The 18,718-nt window shown below is 51.8% G+C and carries 18 protein-coding genes and 5 pseudogenes; 12 read left to right on the forward strand and 11 right to left on the reverse strand.

The annotated features are described in order from the left end of the window. Positions 1 to 222: 222 nt before the first annotated feature. Positions 223 to 483, reverse strand: a complete 261-nt coding sequence (locus IBT54_RS20880; RefSeq protein ID WP_201252905.1) for a hypothetical protein — start codon at positions 481 to 483, stop codon at positions 223 to 225. A 331-nt stretch (positions 484 to 814) separates the two neighbouring features. Here IBT54_RS20880 and IBT54_RS20885 point away from each other — a divergent pair, with 331 nt between their 5' ends. Further along, positions 815 to 1,051 carry a hypothetical protein gene (locus IBT54_RS20885; RefSeq protein ID WP_236263559.1) on the forward strand — a complete coding sequence of 79 codons (237 nt, stop codon included), beginning with the start codon at positions 815 to 817 and terminating at the stop codon, positions 1,049 to 1,051. Between the two features lie 16 nt (positions 1,052 to 1,067). Here the strand turns inward: IBT54_RS20885 and IBT54_RS20890 are convergent, their stop codons facing one another. From IBT54_RS20890 to IBT54_RS20925, 8 genes and pseudogenes are all read right to left on the reverse strand, one after another. Next, the gene (locus IBT54_RS20890) at positions 1,068 to 1,328 is read right to left on the reverse strand and encodes a biofilm development regulator YmgB/AriR family protein (RefSeq protein ID WP_201252906.1); all 261 of its coding nucleotides are present in this window, start codon (positions 1,326 to 1,328) and stop codon (positions 1,068 to 1,070) included. A 79-nt stretch (positions 1,329 to 1,407) separates the two neighbouring features. Continuing rightward, positions 1,408 to 1,686 (reverse strand): hypothetical protein, encoded by a 279-nt coding sequence (locus IBT54_RS20895; protein ID WP_201252907.1) that lies wholly within the window; start codon positions 1,684 to 1,686, stop codon positions 1,408 to 1,410. 159 nt (positions 1,687 to 1,845) lie between these two features. Continuing rightward, positions 1,846 to 1,995 (reverse strand): hypothetical protein, encoded by a 150-nt coding sequence (locus IBT54_RS25520; protein ID WP_370585180.1) that lies wholly within the window; start codon positions 1,993 to 1,995, stop codon positions 1,846 to 1,848. Positions 1,996 to 2,138: 143 nt separating this feature from the next. Continuing rightward, entirely contained in the window at positions 2,139 to 4,262 is a 2,124-nt protein-coding gene (locus IBT54_RS20905; RefSeq protein ID WP_201252908.1) for a tyrosine-type recombinase/integrase, read from the reverse strand. A 1-nt stretch (position 4,263) separates the two neighbouring features. Beyond that, on the reverse strand, positions 4,264 to 5,247 hold the full coding sequence (locus IBT54_RS20910; protein ID WP_201252909.1) for a tyrosine-type recombinase/integrase: 984 nt from the start codon (positions 5,245 to 5,247) through the stop codon (positions 4,264 to 4,266). 73 nt (positions 5,248 to 5,320) lie between these two features. After that, positions 5,321 to 5,548: pseudogene (locus IBT54_RS20915) on the reverse strand (DNA polymerase V subunit UmuC); the annotation flags it as partial. Between the two features lie 9 nt (positions 5,549 to 5,557). Continuing rightward, a complete protein-coding gene (gene umuD, locus IBT54_RS20920; RefSeq protein WP_201252926.1) occupies positions 5,558 to 6,007 on the reverse strand; it encodes a translesion error-prone DNA polymerase V autoproteolytic subunit in 450 nt (149 codons plus the stop codon). Between the two features lie 181 nt (positions 6,008 to 6,188). Further along, positions 6,189 to 6,443, reverse strand: a complete 255-nt coding sequence (locus IBT54_RS20925; RefSeq protein WP_201252910.1) for an XRE family transcriptional regulator — start codon at positions 6,441 to 6,443, stop codon at positions 6,189 to 6,191. 351 nt (positions 6,444 to 6,794) lie between these two features. On the opposite strand from IBT54_RS20925, the pseudogene IBT54_RS20930 reads away from it, so the two are divergent. Beyond that, positions 6,795 to 7,034 (forward strand): annotated as a pseudogene (locus tag IBT54_RS20930) (transposase); the annotation flags it as partial. 35 nt (positions 7,035 to 7,069) lie between these two features. On the opposite strand, the gene IBT54_RS20935 reads toward IBT54_RS20930, so the two are convergent. After that, a complete protein-coding gene (locus tag IBT54_RS20935; protein WP_201252911.1) occupies positions 7,070 to 8,188 on the reverse strand; it encodes a hypothetical protein in 1,119 nt (372 codons plus the stop codon). A gap of 504 nt (positions 8,189 to 8,692) precedes the next feature. Here IBT54_RS20935 and IBT54_RS20940 point away from each other — a divergent pair. From IBT54_RS20940 to IBT54_RS20960, 6 genes and pseudogenes are all read left to right on the forward strand, one after another. Beyond that, complete coding sequence (locus IBT54_RS20940) at positions 8,693 to 9,337, forward strand: DNA methyltransferase (RefSeq protein ID WP_201252912.1); 645 nt, start codon at positions 8,693 to 8,695, stop codon at positions 9,335 to 9,337. Positions 9,338 to 9,372: 35 nt separating this feature from the next. Beyond that, entirely contained in the window at positions 9,373 to 9,603 is a 231-nt protein-coding gene (locus IBT54_RS20945; protein WP_201252913.1) for a hypothetical protein, read from the forward strand. 448 nt (positions 9,604 to 10,051) lie between these two features. Then, positions 10,052 to 10,987 (forward strand): transposase, encoded by a 936-nt coding sequence (locus IBT54_RS20950; RefSeq protein ID WP_201252914.1) that lies wholly within the window; start codon positions 10,052 to 10,054, stop codon positions 10,985 to 10,987. 91 nt (positions 10,988 to 11,078) lie between these two features. Further along, positions 11,079 to 11,497 (forward strand): annotated as a pseudogene (locus IBT54_RS25260) (transposase); the annotation flags it as partial. Between the two features lie 129 nt (positions 11,498 to 11,626). Continuing rightward, the gene (dalD, locus tag IBT54_RS20955; protein WP_236263560.1) at positions 11,627 to 13,030 is read left to right on the forward strand and encodes a D-arabinitol 4-dehydrogenase; all 1,404 of its coding nucleotides are present in this window, start codon (positions 11,627 to 11,629) and stop codon (positions 13,028 to 13,030) included. Next, positions 13,027 to 13,482 carry a SemiSWEET family sugar transporter gene (locus tag IBT54_RS20960; RefSeq protein WP_201252915.1) on the forward strand — a complete coding sequence of 152 codons (456 nt, stop codon included), beginning with the start codon at positions 13,027 to 13,029 and terminating at the stop codon, positions 13,480 to 13,482. Before dalD ends, IBT54_RS20960 begins: the two co-directional genes overlap by 4 nt. A gap of 107 nt (positions 13,483 to 13,589) precedes the next feature. On the opposite strand, the pseudogene IBT54_RS25265 reads toward IBT54_RS20960, so the two are convergent. Next, positions 13,590 to 13,973, reverse strand: a pseudogene (locus tag IBT54_RS25265) (IS4 family transposase); the annotation flags it as partial. A gap of 429 nt (positions 13,974 to 14,402) precedes the next feature. Between IBT54_RS25265 and proV the strand changes: the two are divergent. The 4 genes and pseudogenes from proV to IBT54_RS25270 all read left to right on the forward strand — a co-directional run. Next, entirely contained in the window at positions 14,403 to 15,599 is a 1,197-nt protein-coding gene (gene proV / locus IBT54_RS20965; protein ID WP_201252916.1) for a glycine betaine/L-proline ABC transporter ATP-binding protein ProV, read from the forward strand. Beyond that, a complete protein-coding gene (gene proW, locus IBT54_RS20970; protein WP_201252917.1) occupies positions 15,596 to 16,798 on the forward strand; it encodes a glycine betaine/L-proline ABC transporter permease ProW in 1,203 nt (400 codons plus the stop codon). Before proV ends, proW begins: the two co-directional genes overlap by 4 nt. Positions 16,799 to 16,860: 62 nt before the next feature. Further along, entirely contained in the window at positions 16,861 to 17,856 is a 996-nt protein-coding gene (gene proX, locus IBT54_RS20975) for a glycine betaine/L-proline ABC transporter substrate-binding protein ProX (protein WP_201252918.1), read from the forward strand. 103 nt (positions 17,857 to 17,959) lie between these two features. Next, positions 17,960 to 18,329: pseudogene (locus tag IBT54_RS25270) on the forward strand (transposase domain-containing protein); the annotation flags it as partial. Positions 18,330 to 18,718 lie beyond the last annotated feature (389 nt).

An 18,718-nucleotide genomic window follows, 5' to 3' on the forward strand; every position in this document is an offset into this window, starting at 1 on the left:
ATCAGGCTGTATTCCGGGATACGGGCATATCAGCCGGAGCTTTCTGCCTTTAGAGCTTAGATTTTTATCCACAAATTCAGTACATAACTTCTGTACAAATTTTGAAGCGTTGCGGAGGTGTCGTCCCTGACAGTTTCTCCGGCCGGTATACGCTTTCACGCAACCGATGAGGTCATCTGGTGCTGTCGTCTTCCGGCCGGAGCCGGACTACGTCCTATGGCGTTAATGCTTTTCTTCGTTCAGACCTGCAAGTTTCTGCAGGAACGGCACGGGCTGCTCTGCGGTTCCGGGATTTGCGTACTTCTTCAGCCAGCTTCTTGCCTCTGATATATCGCCAAGCCTTTCATCACAGGATTCATTTGCAGCCATGTGACCCAGTTCTGCGATGAGAGAGATAACATTTATCTCCTTTTCAGCCAGCGCCAGGTGCAGTGCCGCTTCGCCAATAATGACGTGGCCTTTCTCGTCGTCTTGAATTAACACGGTATATCCTCCATTAGCACGATTGTTGATAACCTCATTACTGACTGTAGTCGCCCTGAAGCATTTCGCACGCGTAAAAAATCCTGAACTGCCGTAACAGACCATTCGCAGCCATGGCCGGACGGGTTACGGGCATTTCAGGTGTGCTGTATCTTTTGTATGCGTGCTGGTTCATACTGGCCCGGTTGTTTATGTCCGGCCCTGATACTCATCGGAGCCGCTGACTTTCCCGCACCGGTGCGTGTCTGCACCTACAAAAATTCTCTTCCAATGCCCGCAATAAAAATCTATGACAGCAGTCGCTGTTCAGCTGGCCGGAGTGAAGGATGATATGCTGGATGTTTATACACTATGCGGAGACGGGTTGAAAAATAATACGCACGACATTTCAGATGAGGTCTGTGCCCTGGCCGGGCGCATTGTGACGGGACTGCTTTCAGCAGGTAATGCTATTACGCCGGAAAGGCTTATTCAGGCTCTGTACCAGTTCAGTGAAACCACGGGTGACGCTGAGAGCCGTCTTGACTGTCTGGAACTGATTCAGAGATTAATGAAGAAGATGCACTGAATGAAAGTGCGCTGAATCACACTTCCCGCGCCGGATTTTTCAGGCCCATCAGAATTTCAAGACACGTACGCAGAACGTCAAGCCTGGCGATATCAGTGGTGGCTTCCATCTGAGCGATAAGATAGAAAAGCACCTCCCTGCTGGTCACACTTCCTGTTCCGGTCAGAAGTGTCCTGACGGCAGCAGAAAAAACCTTTTTCTCTTCTTCGTAAATATCGTCGATATTCTCAAGAGCGTATATCAGGTCGGGTCCGTCTGAGTTCAGTGTCTGTTGCATCTGATGTTTTATAACCTTATTGCTGTAGGTTGGATGTAATTTCCGGCTCTTGCCGGCTTACAGAAAAGAGCTTCAGATATCAGTGACGGGTCAGTCTGTCATGGTCTTCAGGTGAAGCCGTGTCCTGACCTTCTTTATGTTCGTTCCGGCCTGAGCTGCGCCGCTGCATCTCTGCCCTGACGTCATCGATGGCCGCTTTAAACACCTTTGCTCTGGACTCATCCTGCTCATCCGCAAGCCGGGCTTCAAGTTTGCTCAGGATGCCTGTCCATGACACGGGCGTTTTCTCATCAAGAAGTGTCAGTGCGGCCTCGCCAATAAGTATCTCACCAAGCGTTTTATTTCTGACGTTTTTCATTACTTCCAGTGCTCTCTAATCAGTTATGCCTGTCCGGCTAAACGGGTTCTCAGCCCTGCTGACGGACAGTTTACTTAGAAAATAAAAGGCTTACCAGTTCCTGCAGGTGCTGCTCTTCTTCAGGCGAAGAGGCTTTATCCAGGCGGGCCAGCAGACGAGTCAGATTGCTTTACGGCTGAGGGTGCGGCCGGAACGCAGTACCTCGACCACAATGGCACCGAGAGTTTCATGCTGTGACGGCATAACCGCACGGCTCAAATAAGCGGTAACTTCTTTGTTAAGGCTGTGGGCTGGCAGGGTCTGTAGCATAACGAACTCCGGTTGTAGGAGTGCTGTGCAGCACATGCCACCAAAGTTATACAAAAATAATCTCGCTGTACAGCTTTACTTAGATGATGACCTTCTATCAGCTAATGTCGGCAATGTCCGCTTCTGGCACAATGCGGCCCGTTTTACCGTTCTGGTTTAAGGGGCAATCTTTTAAGTGCCTGTTCAATTTTATCTGCGTCCTGTTCCACGATGGCTCTCTCATCGGGTGTGAGCGGAACCTCCCCAAGGTAACGCCGAACAGAGGCTTTGCTTTCCAGTATCAGTCCGCGTGCACTCTGTTTTAGCAGATTAAAGTCGCAGCCAATGCAGGCCATCCGGTGCTGACAACTGCTCCAGAAGGGATTCGTGCAGTATGAATCGCCCAAATCATAGTAAGTCGCAGGCCCGGTCAGGCTGGCGGCTTCCGGATCATGGTCAATCAGGACGCTTATCATGTGAGCGACACGGTCTGCTTTAACGAATGAGGCGGCCAGCTGAGTGGGGCGAATACGCAGATAATGCATGGTGGACTGAGGCGTTGAGTGCCCCGTCCACTGCATCAGTTCATACAGCGACATGCCCTGCGGCACGCTGGCCAGCGCGGTCACTGCTGAGGCCCGCCCCCTGTGGCTGGTTATCGTTCCGCCGCTGTCTTCTAAAGGCACGCCTGCTCGTGCGCACAGCATCGGTATCACCGTGCGGTTGAGGATGGTGCCGCCGGCAGGCTTACCACGGTACTGGAACAGAAGCCTGACTTTCTCACCGGTTCGTTCGTCGGCGAGCATCGCCTGTTCTGCCGGGCGTTCATCCAGCCAGATGTCGACGTATTTTTTCACCACGGCCGCCACCGGTTTCACAAAGGCTTTTGAGGTTTTCCCTGCAGGGATATGCAGGTAGCACAGGGTACCGGCCGGGATGATACTGCCGTCGTCCTTCACGATATCGTCCGCCTGCGCCGCAATGCACCCGGTGGTGAGGCGGAGCAGCTCACTCTTCCTCACCCCCGCATGGGTCCAGATGACAGCCATCGCCTGCAGCATGGCAAGCGGGTAATGTATTTCAGTGAGGAAATCTTCCTGACGCAGATTCAGGCTGGCCCAGATGAGCTTCAGCCAGACCGGATCGTCGATTACCCGGGGATTGACGCCGCGACGGAAAAGGGGCGTATCCGGCGTGGAAAGATGGCGGGCAGGGCTGAAGCGCAGGCGCCCCCAGCCCCAGTTTTCGTAATCAGTCATAAACCGGCGCAGTGAATAGATAAAATGCGCCCGGGAATGCGGCATCATGGGCTCGCCAGAGCGCACCGATTTTCGCGTGCCCCTTTCCGTGCCCAGCTGAAGTTCATCCACGTTCAGCCGGCCTACCGCAGCGATAAAGCTGGCGCAGGTTTCCATGGTCCAGTCAGCCGGTTCCCGCACCTCCGGATGCTCCTTTGTCAGCCAGAGGCCGCAGCGCAGAATAAAGCTGTACTGGTTTTCACGGGTGCGCGGCCTGAGCACCGACGTTTCCCGCCAGCGCCGGCACCAGTGCACCCAGGCCGGAGCGATTCCTTCCACTGGCTTCTCATACCACTTCGTGTAGTTGCGCATCCTCATCGGGGCACTGATGATACCCAGCGCAGCGAGTGCGTGCGAAACCCGCCCGACATAACGGGAAGTCCCTGCCTCCATGCCGGACTGAACCTGCCACAGCAGTTCCGGCGTAAACGTCTCCAGCCGGGGAGCCCGGTTTATAATCATCAGCGTGGCCAGTATGCCGGATATGTGATTTTTCTGACTGGCAGGGGCATAACCCAGCGACGTCAGCGTATCCGTCAGCCGGTGCAGCTCCTGATGATAAATAGCCTGGCCGAAGATGGCAGAGGCATAGATGGCGGGTTTGCGTATATCGGGGAGACTGAGCGGTTCGTGAAATCCTGCCAGATGCCAGGCAAAGGCGGCCATTAGCGGACGGCCGTCTCTGGCTTCCCGGCAGAGCGTCCGCCAGCGCTCCTGTGTCCATCCCCAGCACGGCATGCCTGAGGAATGAATCTCGCGCAGCAGTCCGGCTATCACCAGCCCGGCGATTTTTTTGCTGCATCCGCTTGCGGCGGCAATATCTTTCAGCGGCCTGATGAGGTCTGGCGCAGGCTTCATCCGCAGCATACCGGAGCGGCTGTGAGCGCTTTCCAGCGCCGCGCACTCAGCAGGCGTCAGCGACGTCTCAAGCCGGTATTCAGTGATATCGAAGGGACGCCAGCTGCTGTCAGTCGGTTTGTGCGGGCTCATGTTATTTCTCCGGGCTGAAAATAAGGTTTGCCATTCTGATATCTGCCGTTTCAATCGCTCCGGCCATCCTGGCGGCAAGGTCCCGGCCCGACAGGTGGATATAAATCTGTGTTGTGCTCAGGTCGCGGTGTCCCGCATAGGTGGCAAGCTCATGCAGCTTCCAGCCCGCGCGGGCCAGATGCGTCAGCCGCAGGTGCCGGAAGGTATGGGTTGAGATGTCCGGCATCCCGGACTCCAGCGCCCATTTCCGGACCGTTTTGCTCCAGGTCCAGAATGAAAGCGGCGCGCCCTGATTGCGATCGGACGCGGAACGGAACAGGGCCCCCCGGGCAATTCCGGTCCGCTTCATCTGCATAAGGTGTGCCGCCAGCACGGGCACGACTGCCGGGCTGTAACAGACAATACGCTCACGCCGGCTCTTGGTAGTTTCTGCCCGGATGCGTATAAGACGGTGCGCGAAATCGAAGTCTTCGATACTCAGCGAAGTGATTTCAGACCGCCGCAGTGCGCCGTAATAGGTTAATGCCAGCATCAGGCGGTCACGGATCGGGGAAGGGGCGGCATGAAAGAGAAAAGACTGCCACTGCGCATCGTCAGGAATACGCGGCAGCTTGATGACGCGGGGAACCAGTCCACGACCGGAACTGAGCATTCCTGGTGTGTCGGATCGGGGCAGCGGATTGACCGGACAGAGGTCCAGATACATGAGAAAGTCATACCAGAGGCGGATTGCAGACAGGCGAAGCTGGAGCGTGGCGCTGGCTGCAGGAAAAGGCATGCCGGGCAGCTGAGGGCTGATGTATGCGGCCAGGTCTTCAAACCGGGCCTTTTCAGGTTCAATTCTGTGCTGGTTACAGAACGAAAGATAATGGCGGAGGGCACTGCGGTAAGCGGTGAGCGTAGACTTCGCCCGGCCCAGATCGGATAACAGTTTCAGCCAGCGCTCTGCCAGTAACAGGACGTGTTCATTCGGTGGGATCAGCATTGCGTTCACCTCTGGCAGCAATATCGCTGCTTAAAGTTTACTCACTCAATGTTGCATTCCACTTAACTTACTACAGAGCGTAATTTGAACTGAAGACATGGACCCGCTCTGCATAATCCTGCGCCTTAATCTGAAACCAGGGATCGCCCATTTTTATGCCAAGTCTTTTGGCGCCGGCGCTGCGGGCAATGACACAGCCGTCGTTGTTGCTGAGCACGATGACGGGCTTGCCACGCAGATCGGGCCGGAATAGTGCCTCGCAGCTCGCATAAAACGAGTTGACGTCGGCCAGTCCGAACATGTGCAAGGGTTACCTCCCGCGTGCACGCGTACTGCTGAAAAACCAGGTGACGACGCCGAGCAGCTGCAGTTCCTCCGGATAGATAACGGTGTAAGCCGGATTCATGGGCAACAGCGCAAGGCGCGGGCGAAGCTGCAGCCGCTTAACTGTGAATTCACCGTTAACCTCAGCTATAACAATATCACCGTGAGAGGCCTGTTCGGCTCGGTCAACTACCATGACATCGCCATCACAGAGGCCAAGATCCTGCATACTGTTACCACTGGCACGGACGAAGAAGGTCGACGCCCTTCTGCGAATACAGAGCTCATTGAGATCGAGTTCTTTTTCAACGTAATCCTGGGCAGGAGAAGGGAAGCCGGCAGGGCAGTATTCGCCATATAAAGGGATTTTCACAGGCGGCGTGAAAAGGGCTGGCCACAAAACCGTCAGGCCCTCAGCATAAATTGCCGGTTTCATAGTCCCGTATTCCTGACGCAACGAGACGCTGTAGTAACCTGTTTGCATAGATAATGCATAAAATTTCCTCCTTCTCTTTTACTGTTTATTTGTACAGTATTATGGAGGCAAATTTGTGTGACAAGCTAAGCGAAACAAGTATCCCTTTTTAAACCTGCATGTGGCTGAAAATATTGATATTTTATTTTTCGGCTACGGTGCTGGCCATCTGTTTAAGCAAGTGCACCACGCTCTCTTTACTGATCTCATGACTTTGCAATGATGGCAGCGTGTGAATTAGTGACAGGGTAACGGTCGCCAGTGCTATCGAATGCTTTACCGTATCCGCGTTTTCATAATCTTTGTAAGTACGCAGGCTGACGCCAAGTTCAGCTGCTGCACGTTCCCTCTTCCAGAGCAAACTCCTGCGCCAGAGTTTAAGCTGCCAGCCTGTCATTAAATTCCCTCCATTTATTGAGAATAATATTATTCACAAAAAAGTGCAGAAATTGCACTTTTTCTAATTTATTTCTCATTTTCCTGCTCACCTTTTGCCGCCGAATTTCTTTCTTGGCTCTACAGTTAATTAATCAGCGTTGTCTGACAGCTATTATTGCCTTCAAATTCCGGAGTATCATCCTCCTTGCCGTCGGGCAGCGCCGTGCAATCCATTGACTGAAGAGGAAATCATGCAGAAATGGTGTGCAAACGGGCTTCATATGACCGGCCTGGCGGATTACGTGGTTCAGGTGCAGGCACTACTGCAGGCAGAGGTGCGTCCTGCATATATGCGGGCGAAAGGAGAGAGTATCCACCTGACATCCGAACCCCTATTCACACCACGAATACCATTAAATCGCTGAACAGCGTGATCCGAGCCGTCATTTAAAAACGTTAGGTGTTCCCGACAGATGACTCAGTGAGAAATGTTATTTATCTGACAATCCAGTCGACATCCAAAAAATGGAGTATGCCGATCCAGAACTGGCGACTGGCGATGAGCCGCTTTATTATCGAGTTAGGTGATCGCCTGAGCGATCACCTTTGACGTGGTGGCAGTTACACAAAATCATTTACAAGTCTTTAAATATTAGTTTCATACTCACTAACTATACCATTTTTAACTCGATAAATTACGTTTGAAGAAATTGATTCAAAATAAACATATTCAATTATTTGTATAACATTGACTATTATGCAAAACATTGTGATTAAGAATAAGGCGATAGACGATGAGTTGTAATTTATTAAGTAAACGAACTCGCCGTAATACAACGGGCCACACATTGCAAAAGCTAGCGCCAAAAAAATAAACCCTTTTATTATTTTTACCAAGAATATAGAAGAATTTATCTTCCCTTTTACCTTTTCATCACCCAAAAGATAAAGATTTAAATCTTGTGATTTTGTTGTGTCCACTGTGAATAAATTGAATATATGTGGATATACCATTGATATATCCTTTGTTTTATTCAGATTCATGATCTCGATTCTTCGTGTAACGAATAGCGAGCCTAACCAAATGATCATGAATATAGGCATGGCATAACTCGCTATTGTAGCTATACCTATCAACGATACACTAGATGCCATGTCACCTATTTTAAATGGGATGGTTAGTGTTGATTCTATGTTGACTATCTCTATTTTTGAATTGCTCTCATCCTTTATTTTTTTGTCTAGCCAGTCTATTGCTTCATGATAATTTGAGATTTTGTTCTTTTCAGGAAGTTCCGACTCTATTTCACTCCGTGCAGCATACCCTGCACTTGATTTTATAATTTCTTTTTTTAGAAATCTGTACATAAAATCATTTAGTTCACTAGTTGATTTTACTTCATCAAGATCCAGTTTAGCTAAACTCTCATTTATTAAATTTTTACTGATGGAGAAATAATCATTCTCTATCGTTGGTTTACTCTTGCTTGGTTTGACCCCTACTTTTTCCATTTTTTCCTGCAAGCCTAGTATGAACGAAACGTGTTCATTGATAGATGATATTTGTTTTTCTATGAATTCTATTTCGCCTTTGTTCATCTCAATTTGATGCTTTATATCTTTGTATGAATTTATTAATGCAAACAGGTTTTGGCTGCTTAATGTGATTAATAAGGAGCAAGTAAGAAAGCTAGAAACAACCACAATGATGCTCATGTATAATAATCGATCAAATCTTTTCCCCAGCTCGTACAGCCTATCCATTTTTTTTCCTTTGATGTTGTTTTGGTTGATGATATCACGGGCTTTTTTTTTGTACTAAACAACCTATATCAGATAGCCGGCCTGCGGTTCCTTGATGAGTGGCAGGTGAGCGGTTCGCCGGATGTGCCCGTCATCTGCGACCGTAGCGACTGCCGGTGGGGAGATTACCGGCCCTGATATCGTCACCCGATGCCGCCCCGACCGGCGGCATCTCATCTTTAAGGGATAAGGAAGTCGCTTCGCTCCGCCTCTTTTGCCTGTTCCCGTCCTGCGGCCGGAAACAGGCAGGGATGAAGTGCCGTGCCCTCACGGTAGCCGGGCCGCTTTGCAGTCAAGGGAAGCTTCGCCGTTCTGCTCACCCGTTCCCCGCCGTGCGCGGGACATTCAGTCCGCTCCGGCGGCGCGTGCGGCTTGCGCGTCCGCCCCTGCCTGCTCCGCTTTACGCCCGTCTTTGTGGTGGTCACGGCACCACAGGGGTGCCCCCTGACACTTAGGAGCATAACTATGTCCCGATTCATGCGTGGCGACAGCGTAGAGATCATGGCCGGCTTTCCGGATAACAGCATCGACTTCATTCTGACCGACCCCCCGTACCTCGTCGGCTTTAAGGACCGTTCCGGCCGTTCAATCGCCAACGACGTGAGCGACGAATGGGTACTGCCGGCCAGCCGTGAAATGTTCCGCGTGCTCAAAAACAACAGCCTGGCGGTGAGTTTCTACGGCTGGAACCGCGTAGACATTTTTATGCAGGCATGGAAAGCGGCGGGCTTCCGCGTCGTCGGGCACCTTGTGTTTACCAAAACCTACGCATCGAAATCGGCATTTGTCGGGTATCAGCATGAAAGCGCCTACCTGCTGGCCAAAGGACGCCCGCCACTGCCGGCAAAGCCCTTACCTGACGTGATGCCCTGGCAGTACACGGGCAACCGGCACCACCCGACCGAAAAGCCGGTGAGCGTATTACAGCCGCTTATTGAAACCTTCACGAAGCCCGGTGATCTGGTTTTAGACCCGTTTGCAGGCTCCGGCTCGACCTGCGTCGCCGCGGACCAGTGCGGCCGGCGCTGGATCGGTATCGAACTGCTGGAGCAGTACCACTCCGCCGGCCTGCGCCGCCTGGGAGAATTGCGCGCCGCCCGTGCCGCATAACGTATTTTCCGTGACCAGACCATAAGGACAGCACCATGACAGACCAGACACTGACGACCCAGAACACGCAGCTTACTGACGACATAAACGATCTGGAGGAATCGCTTTACGAGTTTCACCTTCGGTTACGGGATATGACAAAGCGCCATCTTTTCCGCGGCGCGGCGCCGGCACAGAAAATGGCCGGGATGCTGATCGAGCAGATAGATACAGAACTGGTGGCGCTGTACCGGCGCGCAGCCGAAATGCGAGGGCACCTGAAGTAACAGACGGGGCGGTCATTTTATGACCGCCTGCTGTCTGTGTGCGGATACTGCCGCCGCAGGGCTTTTGTCCACAGGGTTACTGACCGGATATGCACCCGGGCTGTGGACAGAATGAAATAAGGATGTTGCTGCGCGCCGCTATTTTCCGCCATGCGGCGGGACAGGGCAGAAAACCCGGTCCGTGCGTGCTGCGGCCGGTGCCGTGACTTCACTTTAGCCCGGCCGCTGCGTGTTCAAGAGATCGCTTCGCTCGCCATCCTTGTATGTTTAAAGCAGACCTGGGTGAGTCTAAACTTATCCTGTGTTTTGACTGATGCTGCAGCGCGATCACCATCCAGGGACTGATAAGCCCGGGGGCGAGCACTAAGCGCAGCATCATTTTCAGCTATAGCCCGAACAATTGCCTGGCGCATTTAAAGCCCGTATCTGCAAGGCAGGGAGAACTGAAATGAGCGATAAAACAACCGTTGGTATTGACGTTTCAAAATACGCTTTGGATGTCTTTATTGATTCCAGTGAGCGACTGATACATCTGGATAACTCCGCCTCCGGCATTCTGCAACTGTTTAAGGAACTCGAAGGACTCCACATATCAGGCGTTATTATGGAGGCCACAAGCCGGTATCACTCTCTGGCTGAATCAATGCTGATTTCAGCGGGTCTGCCTGTTGCTGTCATTAATCCGCGACAGATAAAGAATTTTGCACGGGCAATGGGAAAGGTGGCAAAAAGCGATTCAATCGATGCCAGGATAATCTGCGAATATGGTCGTCGTATGAAACCAGAATTCAGACCTGCCAGGGATAAAGAACTTCAGGAACTGACAATGCTCCTTACGCGGCGGCGTCAGCTGGTACAGAATCGCGTAATGGAAACTATCAGGCTGCAGGAAAAAAACGGAGTCTGGATTGAGATGGGTATTGCGGAGCACATTGGCTGGCTGAACGTGCAGATTGATGCCCTTGATAAGGAAATAAAATACCAGCTGAATCATAATGCTGCGTTAACTTCAAAACGAAAAATGCTTGAAAAGGTTAAAGGGATCGGGCCGGTCACTCAGGCTGCTATCCTCAGCCAGTTACCGGAGCTGGGCCATCTGAATCGCCGGCAGATTTCGGCACTGGTTGGTGTATGCCCGTATGACAGAGACAGCGGGCAGCTTCGGGGTAAAAGGGCTATCTGGGGCGGCAGGTCTGGCCTGCGGGCAACATTGTATATGGCGATGCTTTCAGCGGTACGGTACAACCCCCAGATAAAAGACTTTTACACGTCGCTTACTGCGCGTGGTAAGCCGAAAAAAGTCGCGATAACAGCCTGCATCAGAAAATTCATAACGATACTTAATGCGATGTTCAGGGATCAAAAGGACTGGATATATAGCTGAATGTTTAATTTACGACTCCGGATGAGTAACAAGAGAAGCGTGCGGATAAATCCTGAACGAGGTAACGGTCCGCTTTATGCCGAGAAGTCAAAGCGTTGATGTAGCGCTATCCATCAGCGAAAGACCACCTGATGTTGCAGACAGAGCCATACCGCTCCATGGCTGAGGTGACCTGATCCAGTGCCCGGAAAACTCCTATATCGTCACTCTGATAAAACGCCATTCCCACTTTATCAGGCTGGCTAGAGCCAGGAGCAATGAGAGCATAAATTTTTTTTCTGCATTCATCAGACAAGTCAGGGAGTTACCTGTTGAGCTTCATAAAGCTTTAGCATGGCGCGGCAAAAATGACCAGTCACACCCGGTCTACTGTAGGCACAGACATTCAGGTTTTTCTCTGCTTTCCTCTGTCTGCAGGGCAATGAGGCTGGAACGAAAATACGAACAGATTGCCCAGACTGAATTTTCTAAAAGAAACTGACCTTATCGGCTCACAGCCAGCAAAGGCTACCTGAAACATTTTCTCTTATCATAGATAATTATACCCGGCAGGAATGGTTACCCTGGTCGCGTAGTTTAAAAAGTATGCTAATGTTACTGGTAACAAAATAGTCATCTTTCGCGGATTAAGGATAAGATTTGCATAAAACCGAGCATAAAACATTTACCTGGCTGCATCTTGGTGCTGGTGCTTTTCATCGTGCACATCAGGCATGGTACCTGAACAAACTGCATCTTAAAGATGACATGCGGTGGACACTTGCATTAGCCAATATTCGAAACAGCCAGACGCAGAAGACACTGCAGCGCCTCCGTGAGCAAGATGGACGCTACACGCTGGAGCTCATTTCGCCGGCCGGAGAACGACGCTACCAGGCAATCGGCGCCATCAGTAAAATTATTCTGTGGGAACCTGGTATACGGTCATTGATTGAAGAAGGAGCACATTCTGATACGCGGATAATTTCTTTTACGGTAACTGAAGGGGGTTACTTTCTCAACGATGATGGTCATCTGGACCTTCAGCATCCTTCAGTTCTCGCTGATTTATCCGGAAAGAATGATCCCATTACGCTTTACGGCGCATTAATCAGGATTCTCCGTCAGCGTATTGAGTGCGGCGCCGGACCCGTGACGCTGCTCAGCTGCGATAATCTGCGTAACAATGGCGACAGCGTTCTGTCAGGCCTCACCGCATTTATTCAGGCTTCAGACGATGCCTCTCTGCTGGCGTGGGTCAGGAGCAATGTATCTGCACCGAACAGCATGGTTGACCGTATCACCCCGAAATTTGATGAAAAAATATTTGGCCGACTGGCTGAACATGGGATCCATGGCGATCGGGTGCCGCTTTCCTGTGAGTCGTTCGGACAGTGGGTCGTTCAGGACCACTTCATTGCCGGTCGTCCAGCACTTGAGGAGGCCGGTGTCGACTTTAAAGACAATGTAACGCCTTATGAAGAAAAAAAAATCCGCGTACTTAACGCCAGCCATAGCGGTGTAGCCTGGGCTGGTGCACTGATGAATAAGGAGTTTATCGACGAAAGCCTTACCCCGCAGGTTTTGCAGTGGATACGTGATTACGTGATGCAAGACGTCAGGATGGTTCTTGAGTTAACTGACTCTGATTTGCCGGAATACTGTGATACTACGCTGAGCCGGTTCAGTAATCGCTGGGTCAGGGATACCACGCAGCGCGTATCATCCGACAGTATAGCTAAGCTGCAGCAGTACATTCTGCCGGTGATCAGAAAGGTGTATGCTCAGGGCGCAAGACCCCATGCCACAATGATACTGCCTGCTCTCTGGATGCGTTTTATGCAACGCCAGCAGGAAGGTGCCTTATTATTTGAATACGAGGATCGTGCCCTGGATGAAGTGAACTTCAGGACTATCTTCAGCGCTGACGACCCGCTTCGCGCATTTACAGAAAATAAAAAGCTTTGGGGTGGACTGGCTGGCCATCCTGAACTCTATGAGGATATGCTGCTGGCGCTTGGCTGCGTCGACAGGGGACTTGAAGAGGCAGGAGCCATCTCATGAAAAATATTCTGCTGGTAATGTTAACCATTATTGCCGCGCTGCTCTCGGCATTTTTACTCTCTCCGTGGCCGGTATGGCTGGGCACGCTTGCCGCCTGGGTTACCACCGGGTCTTTCTGTCTGCAGGTGATTCACATTATAAAAAACAGAGATACCAGCGGTTTATCACTGGGCATGTGGGGCGCGCTTTTTTTTGGCGTCAGTTGCTGGACATGGTATGGCTTTCGCATGAATGATGTTCCGGTGATGGTGGCAAACGGCATCACCGCCCTCCTGGCACTGACGGTGATCGTGCTTAAACTCTGGCACGAACGCCCTGTCTTTAATAAAAATAACCGCAGGCTCGTAAGAATGCCTCGCGTCATCCTGAAGCCACGCATCAGGCGACTGCGACCCTTGAAAACTCCCGCTGAGCCGGATACCAAAGAGAAAGTCACACGTCGTCACGGATAACCCGTCTCAGCCTCAGAACATGTGAACTCAACGGCAGTCAGTGTGTGCGTCGTTCATGTTGTGAGGTCAGTGCCCGTCATACAGACGGGCATTGACCCTAATGCCGGTCACTTAAGGTTTCCGGCATTAATTTTTCTGGGATATTTCGACAATTTCTGCCTCACTATCCGGGGATATTTTCTCTCTCTCCGCCGGAGAGGCAGCTTAAGCATTTCGGCATTGCTGTACAAAGTTTTTCAGGTGACCCGGGACTGCTCCCGGCGACGACCATGAAAGCCCTATCAGCCGCCGCAGAATCTTCGTAACTGTACAACTGAAGTTCAGCTGATACGGCAGGTAATTATCTTTCACGCTGTACACCTTTTTTATCATCTGATAACGCACAAGATTGTACATCAGCAGCACGCCCCACAGCCCCGGCTTACCCTCTCTGGCAGCTTACTTCGCAGTATCCGGCGGCCTCCCGGTAAGCTCTGTTTGACCTCGCGATAACGCGATAACCTTGCTCGATTTCCCACTAAGGCTTATAAGGCTCAGTCACACATCCACAGAGACCTCGATGTTGCCCCTCAATAAAGGCCAATATTTGCACGTTATCTCCTTTTTAACCTTCATTATTTTGTCACTTTAGCGTCATCTATTTTTCTAATGTATCGCCCACTCAACCCCAATTTATCCTCATTTCACCCAGCAATTGACATCAAACCGGGTAAAGTTCAATAAAAATTCAGAAAAATTTGATTTGCGCTTATCCCTTGTGAACACTGTAATTATCGTTCCTTCACACAGCACTCAATGCGTCAATATTCCCCATTCAGGGTTGTCAGATATTCTCACTATGCTAGGTTATAGGGCGCTTAAATTTAATCGAGACCACAACAAGAAATAGTGAAACATTTAACCGGGAAATTAATGACGGCATGGCAATTAAACTTGAAGTAAAGAATTTATATAAGGTGTTTGGGGATAACCCCGAAAAGGTATTTAAGCTGATTGATAAAGGTGAAAGCAAAGAGACTATTCTGTCGAAAACCGGTCTTTCGCTCGGCGTCAAAAATGCCAGTCTGGCCATTGAAGAAGGCGAGATCTTCGTCATCATGGGGCTCTCTGGCTCGGGAAAATCCACCATGGTTCGCCTTCTCAATCGTCTGATAGCGCCCACCCGTGGCCAGGTTATGATTGACGGTGTCGACATTGCCAAAATGTCGGACGCTGAACTGCGTGAAGTGCGCAGAAATAAGATCAGCATGGTATTCCAGTCCTTCGCATTAATGCCGCATATGACGGTACTGAATAATGCAGCCTTTGGCATGGAATTAGCGGGTATGCCGGTACAGGAACGTCAGGATAAAGCATTGGAAGCATTGCGTCAGGTGGGGTTAGAAAATTATGCAGACTCTTATCCTGATGAACTCTCCGGTGGTATGCGTCAGCGTGTTGGATTAGCCCGTGCGCTGGCGATTAATCCGGATATTTTATTGATGGATGAAGCCTTCTCCGCACTCGATCCACTGATTCGAACTGAAATGCAGGATGAGTTGGTAAAATTACAGGCGAAACACCAACGTACCATTGTCTTTATTTCCCATGATCTCGATGAAGCTATGCGTATTGGCGACCGTATTGCCATTATGCAGGGCGGTGAAGTGGTGCAGGTCGGCACACCCGATGAAATTCTCAATAATCCTGCTAATGATTACGTGCGCACCTTCTTCCGTGGCGTAGATATCAGCCACGTGTTTAGCGCCAGCGATATTGCACGCCGCAGTGCTGGCGCGCTGATTCGCAAGGCTGCCGGTTTTGGCCCTCGTTCGGCGATTAAACTGCTGCAGGATGAAGATCGTGAATTTGGCTACGTGCTGGAGAAACAGAAATTTGTTGGCGTAGTGTCTACTGATTCATTGAAAGCGGCACTGGCTGCCGGCGAAGGTCTGGATAATGCGTTACTCAAGACGCCGTTAGCGGTTCCTGCGGATACCTCCCTGAACGATCTGCTGTCCCATGTGGCACAAGCGCCCTGCGCTGTGCCCGTGGTCGGTGAAGACAATCAGTACGTCGGTATTATTTCCAAAAGCATGCTATTGCGCGCTTTAGATCGTGAAGGAGCCCAGCCATGAGTGAACAAACAGCCAGTCCGTGGGATAGCGCCAGCCAGACCACACCGCAACCTGCCACAACAGATTCCAGTGCAGCCGCCAGCAGCAGCGCTCCCTGGTCGGGCAGCGGTAGTGCCGCTCCGGCAGACTCCGGTTCAGGTGCCGGTTCTGCTGATGCTTGGGGCAATGCCTCCAGCAGCGGCTCAGATGCAGCCAGCAGTAGCGGTCACGACGCAGCCACTTCCGCTGCCGGTAACAGTGACTGGCTCAGCAGTGCGCCTGCGCCAGAGCCAGAGCATTTCAACATCATGGATCCCTTCCATAACACGGTGATTCCGCTGGATCATTGGGTGACGGAAGGTATCGATTGGGTGGTGAACCATTTCCGTCCGGTATTCCAGGGCATTCGTGTGCCGGTGGATTACATCCTCAGTGGATTCCAGAACTTATTGATGGGCTTACCCGCTCCGGTTGCCATTGTATTGTTTGCCCTGATTGCCTGGCAAATCGCTACGCCAGCAATGGGTATTGCTACGCTGATTTCACTTGTGCTGATCGGCATGATTGGTGCCTGGTCGCAGGCGATGGTCACGCTGGCGCTGGTCCTTACCGCCTTGCTGTTTTGCATCATCATCGGGCTGCCTCTGGGGATTTGGCTGGCACGCAGTGAACGCGCCGCGCGTATTGTGCGCCCGCTGTTGGATGCCATGCAGACCACACCAGCCTTCGTGTATCTGGTACCGATAGTGATGCTGTTCGGTATCGGTAACGTGCCGGGTGTGGTGGTAACCATTATCTTTGCCCTGCCGCCAATTGTGCGCCTGACCATTCTGGGCATTAAGCAGGTGCCCGCCGATCTGATTGAGGCGAGTGAATCCTTTGGTGCCAGCCCGAGTCAGATGCTTTTCAAAGTGCAGTTGCCGCTGGCTATGCCGACCATCATGGCCGGTGTAAACCAGACGCTGATGCTGGCGCTGTCGATGGTGGTGATTGCCTCGATGATCGCGGTTGGCGGTCTCGGCCAGATGGTACTGCGCGGCATTGGCCGCCTGGACATGGGCCTCGCCAGCGTGGGCGGTGTCGGTATCGTGATCCTCGCCATCATTCTCGACCGCCTGACGCAGTCGGTCGGTCAGGACAGCCGCAGCCGTGGGAGCCGCCACTGGTACAACACCGGCCCGATTGGCTTGCTGCTGCGCCCCTTCAGTAAAAAAGCCTGATTTTTTTGGAGGCCCAACGGGGCCATCCATCTCCGACGCCACACGTAAAATAAGGAATGACTATGCGCAAGACAGCTCTATTCGCCGCCGTCCTGACGACGTTTGCCGCGACGCACGTGTCCGCCGCCGACCTTCCGGGTAAAGGCATTACCGTTAAACCCGCTCAGAGCACTATTTCCGAAGAGACGTTCCAGACGCTGCTGGTGAGCCGCGCCCTGGAAAAACTGGGTTATACCGTCGATAAGCCCAGTGAAGTGGATTACAACGTGGCGTACACCACCATCGCCGCCGGTGACGCCACCTTTACAGCGACTAACTGGAAACCACTGCACGATGATATGTACGCCGCAGCGGGTGGCGATCAAAAGTTTTACCGCGAGGGCACCTATGTGACCGGTGCGGCCCAAGGTTATCTGATCGATAAAAAAACTGCTGATCAATATCACATCACCAACATCGAACAGCTGAAAGATCCTAAAATCGCCAGGCTGTTTGATACCAACGGTGACGGTAAAGCCGATCTCACCGGCTGTACGCCAGGCTGGGGCTGCGAGGCGGTGATTAATCACCAGCTAGATGCTTTTAAACTGAGCAATACCGTTGAGCACAATCAGGGTAACTACTCGGCGATGATCGCCGACACCATCACGCGCTTCAAACAGGGTAAACCGATTCTGTATTACACCTGGACCCCGTATTGGGTGAGTGACGTGCTGAAGCCGGGCAAAGATGTGGTATGGCTGCAGGTGCCGTTCTCCTCTATGCCAGGCGCGCAGAGCAAGGTGGATACCAAACTGCCTAACGGCATGAACTATGGTTTCCCGGTAAACACCATGCATATCGTCGCGAATAAGGCATGGGCGGAGAAGAATCCGGCTGCTGCGAAGCTGTTTGCTGAGATGAAGCTGCCACTGGCTGACATCAACACCGAGAATGCCGCGATGCATGCAGGCCATGCTTCTGAAGCCGATATCAACAGCCATGTTAATGGCTGGATCAAAGGCCATCAGGCCCAGTTTGATAAGTGGATTAAAGACGCGCAGGCTGCTGCGAAATAATGTCGTGGGTGGCCTGAAGGCCTGATGCCGAACGTTTGAAAATCGGTTGACCGATCCAGTGGGTGCTGTAAAAAGGGTTCAAACTCAACATGAACCCTTTTTTATGCAACTTTCTCTGGCTCCTGGCATAATCAATATCACCGTGCCGGATGAGGATAAAGTCTGGCCGACCTGCTCTCTCCTGAACGGATTCAGGAGGCCTTCACCCTCACTGATACCGTCACCTTACGCAAGCGTAAACTTCCTTTCGGATCCATAGTCTGGCTGGTTATCGCGTGCAGGAAAACTCTCGGGGAAGACCCCGTTCGCCAGCTGTTCGCCCCACCCAGCATTACTGGAATCAGGAGGCCAGCCACCCGACGTGCAACGAATTAACGCTCAATGCTATGGACAGCGTTGTCTGGCGCACGCCCGATACGCCCCAGAATGCGAACGCTTTTGGTAAAGCGGTCAACGGGATCGGAGAACATGGCTAACTGGCCCTCAAACTGTGGCGCTACACTATAACGGCTTCCATAGCAGGTAGTCGTTTTTTTATGCCATTTTAGTTCTAGAGAGTTCTGGGTAATCTGACTCTGTTTGGCTACTGCAGCAAACACTGCAAACATTCGCTTCTCGCTCACAGTGGCTGTTCATCATTTTACACTTTGACCTGTATCTCTCCCTCCCCAACCTGATTGACATCAAACACAACTGCTCGCCCGTTCGCACTCGCTCCGCCGCGCTTACTTCCGTCGCGCCGCCGCTCAGAAATTCGCGCCAGCGCCGTGCGTAATCCCGTCTCCCGCTCGCTTGCGCTGCGGCCTGCGGTGTCGCTCCTGAACACTTCGCTTTCCGCCGGGCTGTCATTCAGTCACGGCAC

The sequence above is a fragment of the Pantoea sp. S62 genome (genome assembly GCF_016658625.1).
Classification (GTDB): Bacteria; Pseudomonadota; Gammaproteobacteria; order Enterobacterales; family Enterobacteriaceae; genus Pantoea; species Pantoea vagans.

Excerpts from the sequence above, each read along its gene's own strand:
- IBT54_RS20890 (WP_201252906.1), bottom strand. The coding sequence starts at position 1,328 with ATGCAACAGACACTGAACTCAGACGGACCCGACCTGATATACGCTCTT.
- proW (WP_201252917.1), top strand. The coding sequence starts at position 15,596 with ATGAGTGAACAAACAGCCAGTCCGTGGGATAGCGCCAGCCAGACCACA.
- proX (WP_201252918.1), top strand. The coding sequence starts at position 16,861 with ATGCGCAAGACAGCTCTATTCGCCGCCGTCCTGACGACGTTTGCCGCG.
- IBT54_RS20910 (WP_201252909.1), bottom strand. The coding sequence starts at position 5,247 with ATGCTGATCCCACCGAATGAACACGTCCTGTTACTGGCAGAGCGCTGG.
- umuD (WP_201252926.1), bottom strand. The coding sequence starts at position 6,007 with ATGAAACCGGCAATTTATGCTGAGGGCCTGACGGTTTTGTGGCCAGCC.
- IBT54_RS25520 (WP_370585180.1), bottom strand. The coding sequence starts at position 1,995 with ATGCTACAGACCCTGCCAGCCCACAGCCTTAACAAAGAAGTTACCGCT.
- IBT54_RS20945 (WP_201252913.1), top strand. The coding sequence starts at position 9,373 with ATGACAGACCAGACACTGACGACCCAGAACACGCAGCTTACTGACGAC.
- IBT54_RS20885 (WP_236263559.1), top strand. The coding sequence starts at position 815 with ATGCTGGATGTTTATACACTATGCGGAGACGGGTTGAAAAATAATACG.
- IBT54_RS20950 (WP_201252914.1), top strand. The coding sequence starts at position 10,052 with ATGAGCGATAAAACAACCGTTGGTATTGACGTTTCAAAATACGCTTTG.
- IBT54_RS20895 (WP_201252907.1), bottom strand. The coding sequence starts at position 1,686 with ATGAAAAACGTCAGAAATAAAACGCTTGGTGAGATACTTATTGGCGAG.
- IBT54_RS20935 (WP_201252911.1), bottom strand. The coding sequence starts at position 8,188 with ATGGATAGGCTGTACGAGCTGGGGAAAAGATTTGATCGATTATTATAC.
- IBT54_RS20940 (WP_201252912.1), top strand. The coding sequence starts at position 8,693 with ATGTCCCGATTCATGCGTGGCGACAGCGTAGAGATCATGGCCGGCTTT.
- IBT54_RS20960 (WP_201252915.1), top strand. The coding sequence starts at position 13,027 with ATGAAAAATATTCTGCTGGTAATGTTAACCATTATTGCCGCGCTGCTC.
- proV (WP_201252916.1), top strand. The coding sequence starts at position 14,403 with ATGGCAATTAAACTTGAAGTAAAGAATTTATATAAGGTGTTTGGGGAT.
- IBT54_RS20905 (WP_201252908.1), bottom strand. The coding sequence starts at position 4,262 with ATGAGCCCGCACAAACCGACTGACAGCAGCTGGCGTCCCTTCGATATC.
- IBT54_RS20925 (WP_201252910.1), bottom strand. The coding sequence starts at position 6,443 with ATGACAGGCTGGCAGCTTAAACTCTGGCGCAGGAGTTTGCTCTGGAAG.